11 protein-coding genes are annotated in these 13,433 nt (G+C 45.5%); all 11 read left to right on the forward strand.

Annotation, left to right across the window (positions count from 1 at the left end):
* Window position 1: 1 nt before the first annotated feature.
* Window positions 2-3,136, forward strand: coding sequence for an efflux RND transporter permease subunit (locus tag IEV85_RS22885; RefSeq protein WP_188467602.1), 3,135 nt, complete (start codon window positions 2-4; stop codon window positions 3,134-3,136).
* A 44-nt stretch (window positions 3,137-3,180) separates the two neighbouring features.
* Window positions 3,181-4,254 (forward strand): efflux RND transporter periplasmic adaptor subunit, encoded by a 1,074-nt coding sequence (locus IEV85_RS22890; protein ID WP_188467603.1) that lies wholly within the window; start codon window positions 3,181-3,183, stop codon window positions 4,252-4,254.
* 11 nt (window positions 4,255-4,265) lie between these two features.
* Window positions 4,266-6,422 carry a DUF5916 domain-containing protein gene (locus IEV85_RS22895; protein ID WP_188467604.1) on the forward strand — a complete coding sequence of 719 codons (2,157 nt, stop codon included), beginning with the start codon at window positions 4,266-4,268 and terminating at the stop codon, window positions 6,420-6,422.
* A gap of 11 nt (window positions 6,423-6,433) precedes the next feature.
* Entirely contained in the window at window positions 6,434-7,441 is a 1,008-nt protein-coding gene (locus tag IEV85_RS22900) for an extracellular solute-binding protein (protein WP_188467605.1), read from the forward strand.
* A complete protein-coding gene (locus IEV85_RS22905; protein WP_188467606.1) occupies window positions 7,426-8,982 on the forward strand; it encodes an ABC transporter permease subunit in 1,557 nt (518 codons plus the stop codon). The genes IEV85_RS22900 and IEV85_RS22905 overlap by 16 nt, the downstream gene beginning before the upstream one ends.
* Complete coding sequence (locus tag IEV85_RS22910) at window positions 8,975-9,691, forward strand: ABC transporter ATP-binding protein (RefSeq protein WP_188467607.1); 717 nt, start codon at window positions 8,975-8,977, stop codon at window positions 9,689-9,691. Before IEV85_RS22905 ends, IEV85_RS22910 begins: the two co-directional genes overlap by 8 nt.
* 13 nt (window positions 9,692-9,704) lie before the next feature.
* Window positions 9,705-10,466 (forward strand): hypothetical protein, encoded by a 762-nt coding sequence (locus IEV85_RS22915; RefSeq protein ID WP_188467608.1) that lies wholly within the window; start codon window positions 9,705-9,707, stop codon window positions 10,464-10,466.
* Window positions 10,467-10,673: 207 nt separating this feature from the next.
* Entirely contained in the window at window positions 10,674-11,519 is an 846-nt protein-coding gene (locus IEV85_RS22920) for an RteC domain-containing protein (protein WP_188467609.1), read from the forward strand.
* An 89-nt stretch (window positions 11,520-11,608) separates the two neighbouring features.
* Window positions 11,609-11,890: a helix-turn-helix domain-containing protein gene (locus IEV85_RS22925; protein WP_188467610.1), complete on the forward strand. Its 282-nt coding sequence runs from the start codon at window positions 11,609-11,611 to the stop codon at window positions 11,888-11,890.
* A 16-nt stretch (window positions 11,891-11,906) separates the two neighbouring features.
* Complete coding sequence (locus tag IEV85_RS22930; RefSeq protein ID WP_188467611.1) at window positions 11,907-12,713, forward strand: transcriptional regulator; 807 nt, start codon at window positions 11,907-11,909, stop codon at window positions 12,711-12,713.
* Window positions 12,625-13,380, forward strand: a complete 756-nt coding sequence (locus IEV85_RS22935; RefSeq protein ID WP_229712703.1) for a P-loop NTPase family protein — start codon at window positions 12,625-12,627, stop codon at window positions 13,378-13,380. The genes IEV85_RS22930 and IEV85_RS22935 overlap by 89 nt, the downstream gene beginning before the upstream one ends.
* Window positions 13,381-13,433: the final 53 nt, after the last annotated feature.

Raw genomic sequence — 13,433 nt, forward strand, 5'->3', positions numbered from 1 at the left:
GATGATCAAACTAATAATATCTGCTTTAAGGAAACCTTTAACAGTTATGGTAGCCCTTTTGGCTATCGTGTTTTTTGCTGTGTTGGCTATCCGGAACATGTCGGTCGATATATTCCCGAAGCTGGGTACGCCAACTATATATGTGGCTCAAACGTATGGAGGTTTGGCTCCCAACCAAATAGAGGGTTTTATGACCTCCTACTACGAATATCATTTCCTGTACATTAATGGTATAAAAGAAGTAGAAAGCAAAACGATCCAGGGCGTTTCCTTAATGAAGCTCACCTTTCATGAAGGAACCGATATGTCTCAGGCTCTGGCGGAAGTAGTGGCCCAGGTCAACCGGTCCAGGGCATTTATGCCTCCGGGTACCGTACCCCCTTTTATTACCCGGTTTGACGGAGGAGGCGCACCGGTAGGCCAATTGGTTTTTAGCAGTGAAACCCGGTCCTTGGGTGAAATACAAGATCTGGCGCTTTTTAAAGTACGCCCCAAATTTGCTTCTATCCCGGGCGTGTCAGCTCCTCCTCCCTTTGGCGGAAACCAGCGTACGGTGCTCATCAAAGCCGACCCTTCCAAGCTGCGTAGTTACAACATCAGCCCGGATGAACTGGTTATGGCCATTGCCAAAGGCAACAACATATCTCCCTCCGGCAACATCCGGACAGCGGACAAACTCTTGATCGCAAATCAGAATACGGTGGTAAGTGATATTCAGGAGCTGGCCAATATCCCCTTAAAGAAAGGTTCCGGACCCGCTGTATACGTAAGGGATGTAGCCGAGGTGCAAAACGGATCCGATGTAGCATCAGGCTATGCTCTGATCAATGGCAGCCGTTCGGTGTATATTCCTGTAACCAAACGGGCGAGCGCCTCCACTTGGGATGTCGTCAAGCGCATAAAGGCAAGCCTGCCGGAAATGCAGGCGGCTGTGCCGGATGACATCAAAGTAAGTTATGAATTTGATCAGTCGGGTTACGTGATCAACTCCCTGAAAACCCTGTCCTTTGAAGGGGTATTGGGAGCAGTGCTTACCGGCTTAATGGTATTGCTGTTCCTGGGTGACAGGCGCAGTGCACTCATTGTGGTTCTCACCATACCGCTTGCCATATTATCGGCAGTAGTGTGCCTCTATCTGACCGGACAGACAATCAATATCATGACATTAGGCGGACTGGCACTGGCGATAGGTATTCTCGTAGATGAATCGACTGTGACGATTGAAAATATCCACCGGCATCAGGAAATGGGCAAGACGAAGGCCCGGGCCATTCTGGATGCCTGCAAAGAAATTGCCTTGCCCAAACTCCTCATCCTGATCAGCATCCTTGCCGTATTTGTCCCGTCCTTTTTTATGAGCGGCACGCCCCGGGCCATGTTCTTACCGCTTACGCTGGCGGTAGGTTTTGCCATGATCGCCTCTTTTCTGCTTTCTCAAACCATGGTACCCATTCTTTCCAATTGGTTTTTGAAAGATCATGTTCCTAAAAACGAAGATGGAAAGTTTCAACGGTTTAGAAACCGGGTAACAGGATATACAAAAGGTATCACAAACATGGGCGGATGGGCCATCGGTATTTACCTGGTAGTCATTATTGCTATGCTTGCGTCCGTTTGGCAGTCTACCGGCACAGAGATATTTCCAAAAGTAAACTCCGGACAGTTGCAAGTCCGGTTAAGGATGCCCGATGGCACCCGTATCGAAAACACTGAAGAGAAAACAAAAAAATTCCTGGAGGTAGTAGACGAGGTGGTGGGTAGAGAAAATGTAGAGATCACTTCAGCATTTGTCGGCATCCAGCCTCCGAGCTACCCGGTCAATACTATTTTTCTATGGACAAGTGGTCCGCATGAGGCAGTTGTCAAGATCAAGCTGAAAGAAACAGGACAAGACTTGGACGTCCTCAAAGAAACCCTCAGGAAAAGCATAGCGGAAACCATACCTGAAATGCGCCTCTCTTTCGAACCTGCTGACCTGGTAGACCAGGTGATGAGCCAGGGGGCCAATACATCGGTGGAAATTGCCGTGCAGGGTAAAAACCTTGTTGAATCACGAAAATTTGCTGAAGAAATAAAGAACAGAATAGAAGGGTTATCTTTTATGCGGGATGTACAGTTTGGCATTCCGTTGAACTATCCTTCCATTGACCTGGAGTACGACCGTGTACGTGCCGGCCAGTTGGGCCTTACCATTGAAGACATCAGCCGGTCGGTAACGGCCTCCACTTCTTCCAGCCGTTTCACCCAGCCCAATTACTGGCTGGATGCCGGATCGGGTAATGCTTATCAAGTGCAGGTAGAGTTTCCACAATATATGGTAGATCAACCCGGTGATATCGAAAAGGTGCCGCTTAAATCGGAAAATGGAAAAACCGTCTATGTGGGTGACGTGAGCAAATGGAAACCGGCTACCGTGATTGGGGAATACGACCGCCTTAACCAGCAACGGTTCATCACCATCACAGGAAACCTGCATAACAAAGACCTGGGAAGCGCCATTAAAACCCTACGTAATGAGGTGAATGCAATGGGTGAACCACCTGCCGGGATGAGTGTTAAATTCAGAGGACTCGCAGAACCTCTCACCCAAACCTTTGATGAACTGAGCACCGGCCTTTTGCTGGCAGTAGCTGTAATATTTCTGCTACTGGCAGCCAGCTTTCAGTCGTTCCGGCTTTCCTTCGCAGTGCTATCTACTGTTCCTGCCGTCATAGCCGGATCCTTCCTTCTTATCTGGATAAGTGGGAACACGCTCAATATTCAATCTTTCATGGGCAGTATCATGGCCATAGGGGTGGCGGTGGCCAATGCCATTTTATTTGTCACCATAGCCGAGCAATATCGGAAAGATCAAAGACAAAACCCACACCTGGAAGGAATAAAGGATCGGTTGAGACCCATACTCATGACCAGCATTGCCATGATAGCTGGTATGACTCCTATGGCGCTTGGACTGGGCGAGGGAGGCGAGCAAACCGCCCCACTGGGGCTAGCCGTGATTGGCGGGTTGCTGTTTTCCGTGTTTGCCACCGTGTTCATCCTGCCTTCCGTTTACTGGCAACTTACGGGAAGAAAACACTATAAGAGCATATCACTCGATCCGGACGATGAGCAGAGCGCCTATTTTGGACAGTAGTAAAATTTACATGAAACCAGAAAAAACAGTAAAGTTTAAACATAATGAGAAAATACATCCTACCAATTTTATATATGGCCATTGTTTCTGGCTGTTCGAATAAAGCTGAAAACAGCAACATGGAAAGCAAAGGTGGGCCGGCAAAAAAAGCGGAAATAATAACAGTGAGTTACGAAAATGCCCCACAGGCCCTGACACTCCCGGCAGAGTTGCATGCTTTTGAAAAGGCCGGGCTGAATGCCAGGGTGCAGGGATATGTAAGCGAGGTGCTGGTGGATATTGGTGATAAAGTAAAAAAAGGAGCAGTCCTGATAAAAATAGAAGCACCGGAAGTAAAGGCAGCTTATGCTGAAGCCCGTAGCGAGGTAGAGTCTGCCAGAGCAGATTATTTGAGTAGCAAAGATGTCTTTGAGCGGTTGGTGAAAGCCTCCGGAAAGCCTGGTACGGTTTCAGAATCCGACCTGATCAAAGCAAAGAACAAAGCTATGGCTGACAGCACCCGGCTGGTGGCAGCAGATTATACCGCCACGGCAAAGCAACAATTGCTGGATTATCTTACCATCCGGGCACCTTTCAACGGAGTGATCACCCAAAGGAATACCGATCCGGGAAATCTTGTCGGAGGAAATAATGGTGTCCCTTTGTTGGTGATCGAAAACAATCAAAAATTGCGGTTAAAGGTACCGGTGCCGGAAGCCTTGACCGGAAGTTCTGTGGCGGAGAACGCTGTGACATTTAAAGTAGAGCCATTTCCCGCGACATTGTTCAATGCAGATTTTTACCGGAGAGCCAGAAGCATCGATCCGGACACCCGCACAGAGATGTGGGAATTTATCGTGCACAATCAAAAAGGTGAGTTGAATGCAGGGCTTTTTGCAGAAATACAATTACATATTCAGCGAACCGGTGGAAGTATGTGGGTACCTCAAAGTGCTGTATTGACCACCCTCCGTAGAAAAGCTGTGGGAAAGGTGGTAGAGGGTAAGCTGAAATGGGTAGAAGTAAAAACAGGCATGAAAAACGAAAGTACGGTTGAGGTGTTTGGCGCGCTTGATGCCGGGGATCACATCCTCTTGCAGCCCAATGAAGAAATGACAGAGGGAATGCCTATCAACTAACTTCCGTTTGTATGGGCCGTTTCTTTATCACGTTTCTGGTTTGGGCCATTTGCTATGCTACTTGCAAAGCCCAAACAAGTAAACCGGATACGATTTACGCAGAGTACGTTCAGGAAGAAATTCAGCTTGATGGCAAGCCGGATGAAGCAGTATGGAAGCGAGCCGTACATATCAAAAATTTCACACAGCGGGAATTGAACATTGGTGAACCGGCTACCGAAAGAACAGAAGTTGCGATTCTATATACTGCCAAAACCCTGTACATCGGGTTTTGGGGATATGACAGGAATCCTCAAAAGATAATAGCCCGCGAGATGAAAAGAGACTTTGACTGGGGAGGAGAAGACAATTTTGAGGTGATCATTGATACCTACAATGACGACCGCAACGGATTCCTGTTTGCTATCAATCCCAATGCGGCAAGAGCGGATGCGCAGGTTCTCAATAACGGTGAATCTTTTAATAAATTCTGGAATGGCGTTTGGGATGCCAAAACCACTATTACCGATGAAGGCTGGTTTGCAGAAATAGCCATCCCTTTTTCCACTTTAAAATTCCCCACTGATGCACAGGAGCAGATATGGGGCATCAACTTCGAGCGGAATATCCGCAGAAAGCGTGAGCAACTGCTTTGGCAGGGTTGGTCCAGGGATTCCGAACTGGAACTGCTCAACAGGGCGGGTACGCTGGCTGGTCTGGACAGCATTGTCAGCAAGGATTTTATTGAAATAAAACCTTATGCCATTGGAGGAGGCGAATTTACACCCGGTCAGGAAAAAGGGCAACTGAATGCCGGTGGGGATATCAACTACCTCATTACGCCCACGCTCCGTATGAACCTGACTTTCAACACTGACTTTGCGCAGGTGGAAGCCGACCGCCAGCAGATCAACCTGACCCGATTTCCCCTGTTCTTCCCGGAGCGCAGGGAGTTTTTCCTGGAAGGACAGGACTATTTTGATATGGGAATGGGAAATAGCATTATCCCATTTTATAGCAGGAGGATTGGGTTGGCCGAAGACCGTTCCACCGTACCCATTATTGCCGGGGCAAGGATTCTGGGTAAAGTAAAAAATTCCACCCTGGGAGCATTGTCTATGCAGACAGCAAGCCGGGACAGCATTCCGTCCACCAACTACTCAGTGGTAAGCTGGCGTCAGGATGTGATGAAACAATCCTCCATAGGCATTCTGTCTGCCAATAAATACGAAAATGGACGCTGGCACAGCACTACCGGTGGCTACGGGCTTTACAGTACATCCAAGCTATTCGGTGATAAAAATTTGAATATTGGAGCTTCTTTTACTCAAAATATTAATTCTGATAATTATGATTCTAAAGCCAATGCTCACCGCATCTATCTGAGCTATCCCAACGACAAAGTGGAATTTGATATGGCCTGGCAACGAAGCGCTCCCGCTTTCAACCCGGAGGTGGGTTTCCTGCGCAGGGACAATTTCCAGGAGTTTTATGCAGAACTCGAATGGAAGCCCCGGCCTAAAAACTTTCTGAAATGGATACGGCAGTTCAGCTTTAAGGGGCTTGATATGAACTACTTTGTCTTTGATGATACAGGGGAACTGCAATCGTTCTCTTATGAAATCCGGCCATTAGGCTTTGAAACACGCAGCGGGGAATTTTTTGAGTTTAACCTGCAAAGGAAGGCAGAAGGTTTGCGTGAACCTTTTGAGATCAAAGAAGGCATTACCATACCTGAAGGCGATTACTGGTACAACCGGATGGAAATACAAGCCGCTACATTCAGTGGTCGCACTTGGTCGGTGTATTCCAGAATAAACTGGGGAGATTTCTTTACAGGCAAAAGTACCGAAAGTACATACGAACTTTCCTGGCGAGCCAGCCGCTATCTTAAAATAGGCGCCAACTATGAAAAAAACTGGATTGACTTACCGGAAGGAAGCTTTGATACCGACCTGATCGGAAGCCGGATGGAATATGCAGTCAACCCGAATTTGTTTGGATCCTTGTTTTCACAATGGAACAGCGAAGATGAGGAAGCCATCCTCAACTTCAGACTGCAATGGATTCCAATAATCGGAGCGGACTTCTTTTTTATTGTCAACCAGGCCTATGATACATCAGGGAATGATTGGAAACTTGAAAGGACGACCATTTTAGGCAAACTGATTTGGAGATTTGTAATTTAAAAAGAAGAGATATGAGACACCTGTTTAATACGATTGTACTGTTCATGCTAATGTTCACCGCATGTAACCTTTCACCAGATGAAGTAACCGTTTACTGTACCGTTGACCAGGTCTTTTCGGAACCGGTGTTGAAGGATTTTGAAAGAGAAACCGGCATTAAAGTAAAAGCGGTGTATGATACCGAAGAAACCAAGTCCACCGGGGTAATGAACCGATTGATTGCTGAGAAAGATAACCCACAGTGCGATGTGCTCTGGAGTGGCGATCCGGTGCGTAATAGCGTGTTGCAATCCAGGGATATTACGAAACCTTATCAATCGGAGCAAACCCGGCTCATCCCTGATCACTTCAAAGAAAAAGATAGCCATTGGATTGGTTTTTCAGCAAGGGCCAGGGTGCTGATCTATAACAAGACGCTTATCCCACCTGATTCATTGCCCAGGTCTATTCTTGACTTCACAAAACCCCGCTTCAAAGGCCGCTTTTCCATCGCCAACCCCTTGTTCGGCACCACCACTTTCCACATGGCTGCTTTGTTTGAGTCATTGGGCGATGAAAAAGCCAAACAGTGGATGAATGATATTAAAACAAATGGAGCGGTGGTAGCTGCCAGCAATGGGGACGTTAAAAAGCGGGTGATGAACGGAGAAATGGCTTTTGGCCTTACCGATACCGATGATGCTTTTGAAGCTAAAAAAGAAAGTGATGAAGTGGATTACATTTTTCTGGATCAACAGGAAAATGGTATCGGGACGCTCATCATGCCCAATGCCCTTAGTCTTATTAAAGGTTCGCCTCAAAATGAAAACGGGGAAAAGCTCATTAACTACCTGCTGACACGGGAAACGGAAACGAAACTGGCCAAATCCTGTGCACAGATGCCGCTGATCAAGGGAACGGAAGTACCGGAGAACGTTCCTTCCTTAGACAACATCCAACCAATGAAAATTGATTACAAAACAACTTCTGAAAAACTGCAAGTCATACAACCCTGGTTAAAAGCATGGACAGAACAATAGGCAAAAATATCATACGATTCGTTTCTTTTCTGCTGCTCTTCCTGCTGCTGGCATTGCCGATTATGCTGCTGCTTTTGCAATGGTTGACAGCGGGAGAAGATACGGTCCTGCTTTCCATCATCAACCGGGAAAACCTGCTGCTTATCGGGAAAAGCCTTCTGATGTCCGGTATAGTAGCGCTGCTGGCAACGCTTACCGGAACTATTTGTGCCTTTCTGCTTTACAAGTTTCAATTTCCATTTAGCGGATTTTACAAGTTGACATTGCTATTGCCATTACTTATTTCTCCCTACATTTTTGCAGTGGCATGGAAAGACGGGTTTTTCTGGTTATTGGGAAATACAGCCGCTATCTATTCGGAAGCAGGGGTGATCCTGGTACATACCATTGTCTTTTTCCCTCTGGCGATGCTGATTACCGGAAGTGCTTTATCCCAAATTCATGCCGGCTATGAAGAAGCGGGATTAATGACCGTCTCTTTCAGGAAAATGATGATAAAGATCATACTCCCCCTTATCCGCCCTGCACTGACCATCTCCTTTTTGCTTAGCCTGATATTCAGCCTAAGCGATTTTTCCGTTCCCGCCTTTTTTTGTGTGCGTACCTTTACCACCGAGATATTCACACAGTTTTCCGCCCTTTATAATTTCCCGCTGGCTATTGGGCAGTCGGTTATACTGCTGCTTATCTGTCTTCTTTTCATGCTGTCAGAAGCTCGTTATTTATCAGATGCACCTTTCTTTTCCGTATCGGTAAAAGGAAGCGTTTCTAAAAAATACCATGCCGGAAATCGCAAGATAATGTTGCACAGTTTCCTCTGGATGTTGCTGGTTTCATCTTTGCTGATGCCTGCTCTTATGCTAACGGTACAATCTCTAACCGGGAGGACAATGTTTTTTGCCCAGGCATGGGAGCTTATACGCCCCGCTGCTTTTCAATCTGTCAAACTTGCCTTTGCGGGAGCTTGCATTATCACCATCATTGGGCTATGGACGGCTTACGGTAAAGAACGAAGGAACCACAAACTGCCCGATTTGTTGCTTTTGCTAACTTTCATTGTTCCTTCCACCGTGCTGGGAATAGCATTGATACGGCATTATAACCTTCCTGCCGTGAACTTCATCTATGGCACTTCGCTCATCCTGTTGATAGCGTACCTGGGAAAGTTTGGCTTTATCGCATCCAGGATAATAGGTAATGGTATCAAACAAATACCCGTTTCCTTTGAAGAAGCAGCATCTGTGGCAGGGATTCCTTCAAAGAAAATATTTCTAAAGATCAGCCTGCCTTTGCTCATACCGTCCTTGTTTACCGCATTCGTCTTATCCTTCATCTTGTGTTTGGGAGAATTGGGGGCCACGATGATGGTTTATCCACCCGGCATGGAGCTGATGCAGGTAAAAACGTTCGCTATTAGTGCTAATGCACCCCAGGCCCTCACCAGCAGCATGACACTGATCAACCTGGGGGTGACGGTTTTTTTAATCCTTTTGCTCTTTGTTTTTGGTAAATGGATATTTAAAAAATTTCAGTATGTATAAGATTACCCTCGAACATATTATGCACAGCTATGAGGATAAAGAAGTCTTGCAGGATTTCTCATTTTCTTTTGAGCAGGGAAAAAGAACTTGTCTGCTGGGGCCTTCCGGCTGTGGTAAAACTACGGTATTGCGCCTGGTTGCCGGACTGGAAAAGCCTGCAAAAGGTGTAATAAAAATAAGCGAAACGGTGGTAAGTGAAAATGGGGCAATTCTCATTCCGCCCCATCAACGTAAAATAGGTTTCGTTTTTCAGGACTTAGCACTTTGGCCGCATTTTACGGTGTATGATAACATCGCCTTCGGATTAAAAGAGAACAAAGAAAAGAATGTGAAAGGTAAAGTAGCTGAATTACTGGACTTATTTGGGATAAGTGATAAAGCCCCAAAATACCCGCATCAGCTTTCCGGTGGACAGAAGCAAATGGTAGCCATTGCACGCTCCCTGGCCATGCAACCGGAGATACTCCTTATGGATGAGCCACTGGCCAATATTGATGCTCATTTAAAAGAGCGCATTCTTCAGCATATGAAAGATATTCAGCGACAGCAACAGTTCACTATGCTGTATGTTACACATGACCAAAAAGAAGCTATGAACACAGGTGATTACATAGTGGTCATGAATGCCGGAAAAATAGAGGCTGCCGGATCAAAAGAAGAAATAAGCCATTCATCATCCAGATTTGTAAGATCATTTATAAAAACATAAAAAAGAAGAAATTATGAAAACAACAGCAAAATATGTAGTGCCGTTAATCGCATCTGCTTTGATAGCAGTTGCATGTGGTAACCCAAAATCAGAAGGCTCGAACGAACAAAGCCAAGAATCCCCTGCTCGTACGATAGACGGGAATGAACAAGCACAATCCACAGACTCATTGAATCCGGAAGAAACAACCCTGTTTGATTTTGAAAATAATACTGCCGGTCAACTGCCAGCTCAATGGTCAGAATATTATACAGGATCGGATGGCACGGAATGGAAAGTTGCAGAGGATAATGGAAACAAAGTGCTGGCACAATTGTACAGCGACAATCCCAACAACCACTTTAATGTGATTGTAAATGATGGCATTGTAGCCAAGGACATGGTACTTACTGCCCGGCTAAAGGGTGTTACCGGCAATCACGACCAGGGAGGCGGCTTTGTGTGGCGCTTCACAGATAAGTACAACTATTACGTGGTGCGGGCCAATCCGCTCGAAGATAATGTGGTATTGTACAAGGTGGAAGACGGCAAACGCACCGACTTGCCACTGGCGGGCAAAGGAAGGACATATGGGGTTGACGTTCCCCCAATGGGAAACCAGTGGCACACACTGAAGTTAACAGTAAAAGACGATGTATTCACGGTATTTCTTGACGATAAGGAACTTTTCAAAGTGCAGGACAAAACCTTCACAAAAGCCGGTAAAGTGGGTTTTTGGACAAAAGCAGATGCCGTGACGTACTTTGACGATTTTGAAATACAGAAATTTAAATAGACTAAACCATTGGAAATAGCACTGGAGCCGCTTGATATTTCCGCAATTGAAAACCCCATGGGAGGTTTGAAGGGCACAGAAAATAATGGCAAAAGCCGGTTGAAAACTTGCTGGAGGCCTCAGTGTATGAAGTCGAGATTTCTTTATCTCGGTGGTTTGTATCTGTCGGTAAGCAATGTACACTGAGTGGTGAATCAATAATTGCGAATGTTCAACAATGACCAGCTATATGAAGATTTAGAGGACAGGCTTAGAATGATTGATCTGGAAGAAGACAACATTCTCAAAAAATCTGAGCAAAGTTTTCAGACAGTGCTTCAGGCCATCAACCAGTTGAGAGATGATTTGCAACAGAAACCATTGGTTTCACAAAATGATGAAATCTCGTTTTTCAAGGAGATCAAACCCAAGTTCATCAGCAAGCTAATCTATCATTTGAGTGTGTTCAATATTGAAACCAACAAGCCGAATGGTGGAATTAAGGTAAGACGCAAGTACTACCAGAATGAATTGGACAAGCTCAAACGGTACTTTGATAACAACCTGGAATTTTACCGCTACTATCGTACCCACAGTAATTACCTGGATCACAAATACTTTGTCCGGGGCAAACAGGACATAAGGTTAACGCTTGATTCCTTCTTCTTTGAAACCGATCCTAATTTTTCTACCAGCCATGATTTTAAGGTTTCTAACATCCTGGCCAATGACCTGCTCAACGTCTATCTGGAAGATGAATTGAATAAATTGGATATGAGGGACATAAACAACGGAAAATCACAAGTTGAACCGAAGGTGAAACTGGCTTGGACGGATTCCAAGGTGGCGCTAATTGAATTGATGTATGCGTTACAGGCCAGGGGTGTATTTAATAATGGGATTGCTGATCTCAAAGAAATTGCTGCTTTCTTTGAGGATTTGTTTGATATAGACCTTGGACAATATCATCGTACATTTCTTGAAATAAGGATTCGCAAGACCGGACGTACCAAGTTCCTGGATTCCCTCAAAGAAAGTGTCATCCGTAGAATGGATGAAGCTGATGAGAAATAGCTAAAAATCTTTCCCAACTTCGGTTTGACTTGTGAATAAAACCCACTAAACGGTAACACCTTCGCTGTTCAATCAACATTTGTTAAGAAATGGCAACAGAAGTTATTACCACAGATGACCTTCGAGAGTTCAAGATCGAACTCCTGGAAGATTTAAAAAGATTACTTAAAGAGCATTCAGGACAGCCATCCAAGAAATGGTTAAAGTCCTATGAAGTCCGCAAGCTCCTTAGCATCTCACCAGGTACATTGCAGAACCTGCGGGTAAACGGCACATTACCCTTTACAAAGATTGGTGGAGTGATCTATTACGACTATGCTGACATTCAGTCCATGCTCCAATCTAATAAGTTTCAAAACCGCTTAAGGTAAAAACACATGGGCGGGTATGAACTACATCAGGCACCTTTCCGCAGCGTTCCAGCAGATGGATGCAGATACCAGGCTCACGCCCTACCACATCAGTTTGTATATGGCCTTGTTCAGGCGGTGGAACCTCAACTTTTTCAAGAACCCCATTTCTGTATCCAGGGACGAGCTGATGAGGTTGTCAAAAATTGGCTCAGTGAACACCTACACCAAGTGTCTGAAACAGTTGGATCAATTCGGGTATATCCGTTATGAACCGTCATACAATCCGCATCGGGGCAGCCTCATTTACCTGTACAGTTTTGATAAAGGTGATGATAAGGGTACTGATACAGGCAGTGAAATTGCTGTGAGACCTTATACAAACAATACAAACCCTTTAAACTATGAAAACGAAACAAACTTGGGTGAGCATTCAAAAAAAATGGAGATCGATTCAAATGATTTGGAAATGAAAAGAAAGTTGAGCTCGCCACAGGCGAACGAAATCCCGGCTGATGTCGGGAAAAAGTTGCGCCAAAAGAAAAAAGAAGCATCAGGCTTTGGCCCGGACATTCCCCCACTGGAAGAGCATGTCAAAATCTACTTTGAAGAAAAGGGCTACCCACCTGTGGAGGCGGAGAAGTTTTACAACTACTTCCAGAGCAATGGCTGGCTGGTAGGAGGCCGCTCCAAAATGAAAGACTGGAAAGCAGCCGCCCGTAACTGGATGCTGAACGCTCAAAAATTTAATACCAATGCAAAAAATCAGCGAAACCATCAATCAGGTCCTAAACCCGGAAACCTCCACACAGGAACCGGCAAAGACTATGGCGAGCCGCTCTAAGGCCTCAGTGGCAAAAGATAGGCTAAAGCAGGAGGGTGTTCAAAGCAACATCATTCAGTTCGATAAATGCCTTGAATTCTTTGAAAAGGCAGGAAAAGAATACGTCAGCCAAAAATTCAGGATATGGAGGGAAGATCATCTTATCCTGTTCAAGCTCCTGGTCTATTTTTACCGTGATGAGGTCAATGCCGAAAAGCATGGCATTGACCTCCACAAAGGCATCTTGATCACAGGTCCGGTCGGCTGTGGTAAAACCTCCCTGATGACCCTGCTTCGCTTTATGCTCGCACCCAAAGAGCAGTACATCATCAAATCTGCTCGTGACATCACCCTGGAATTCATTCAGGACGGCTATTCTACTATTAACAAATATTCCAAAGCAGCCTTCCAGCAGACAGGTGGAGAGCTGATCTCGAAAGCCTATTGCTTTGATGATCTGGGAGTAGAGTCCAACATCAAATATTATGGAAACGAAACCAACGTAATGGCTGAGATCCTTCTAAGCCGCTACGATATGTTCATCAGCCGTCACATGCTCACCCATGCCACCACCAATCTTTCAGCCAGTGAAATCGAAAACTGCTACGGCAATCGGGTAAGGAGTAGATTAAGGGAGATGATGAACGTGATTGCCTTCGGTAAGGAGGCGAAGGATAAGCGGGTATGAACATGTCCCATCGTGGTACATGTTTAGGTTTTCATGTTCTATTCTTAAGGTTT

Source organism: Marivirga lumbricoides, assembly GCF_014636295.1.
In the GTDB taxonomy this organism is placed as follows: Bacteria; Bacteroidota; Bacteroidia; order Cytophagales; family Cyclobacteriaceae; genus Marivirga; species Marivirga lumbricoides.

What these genes read in the sequence shown, in the direction of transcription:
- IEV85_RS22890 (WP_188467603.1), top strand. Translation starts at nt 3,181, where the DNA reads ATGAGAAAATACATCCTACCAATTTTATATATGGCCATTGTTTCTGGC.
- IEV85_RS22900 (WP_188467605.1), top strand. Translation starts at nt 6,434, where the DNA reads ATGAGACACCTGTTTAATACGATTGTACTGTTCATGCTAATGTTCACC.
- IEV85_RS22935 (WP_229712703.1), top strand. Translation starts at nt 12,625, where the DNA reads ATGCAAAAAATCAGCGAAACCATCAATCAGGTCCTAAACCCGGAAACC.
- IEV85_RS22930 (WP_188467611.1), top strand. Translation starts at nt 11,907, where the DNA reads ATGAACTACATCAGGCACCTTTCCGCAGCGTTCCAGCAGATGGATGCA.
- IEV85_RS22905 (WP_188467606.1), top strand. Translation starts at nt 7,426, where the DNA reads ATGGACAGAACAATAGGCAAAAATATCATACGATTCGTTTCTTTTCTG.
- IEV85_RS22885 (WP_188467602.1), top strand. Translation starts at nt 2, where the DNA reads ATGATCAAACTAATAATATCTGCTTTAAGGAAACCTTTAACAGTTATG.
- IEV85_RS22925 (WP_188467610.1), top strand. Translation starts at nt 11,609, where the DNA reads ATGGCAACAGAAGTTATTACCACAGATGACCTTCGAGAGTTCAAGATC.
- IEV85_RS22915 (WP_188467608.1), top strand. Translation starts at nt 9,705, where the DNA reads ATGAAAACAACAGCAAAATATGTAGTGCCGTTAATCGCATCTGCTTTG.
- IEV85_RS22920 (WP_188467609.1), top strand. Translation starts at nt 10,674, where the DNA reads ATGTTCAACAATGACCAGCTATATGAAGATTTAGAGGACAGGCTTAGA.
- IEV85_RS22895 (WP_188467604.1), top strand. Translation starts at nt 4,266, where the DNA reads ATGGGCCGTTTCTTTATCACGTTTCTGGTTTGGGCCATTTGCTATGCT.
- IEV85_RS22910 (WP_188467607.1), top strand. Translation starts at nt 8,975, where the DNA reads ATGTATAAGATTACCCTCGAACATATTATGCACAGCTATGAGGATAAA.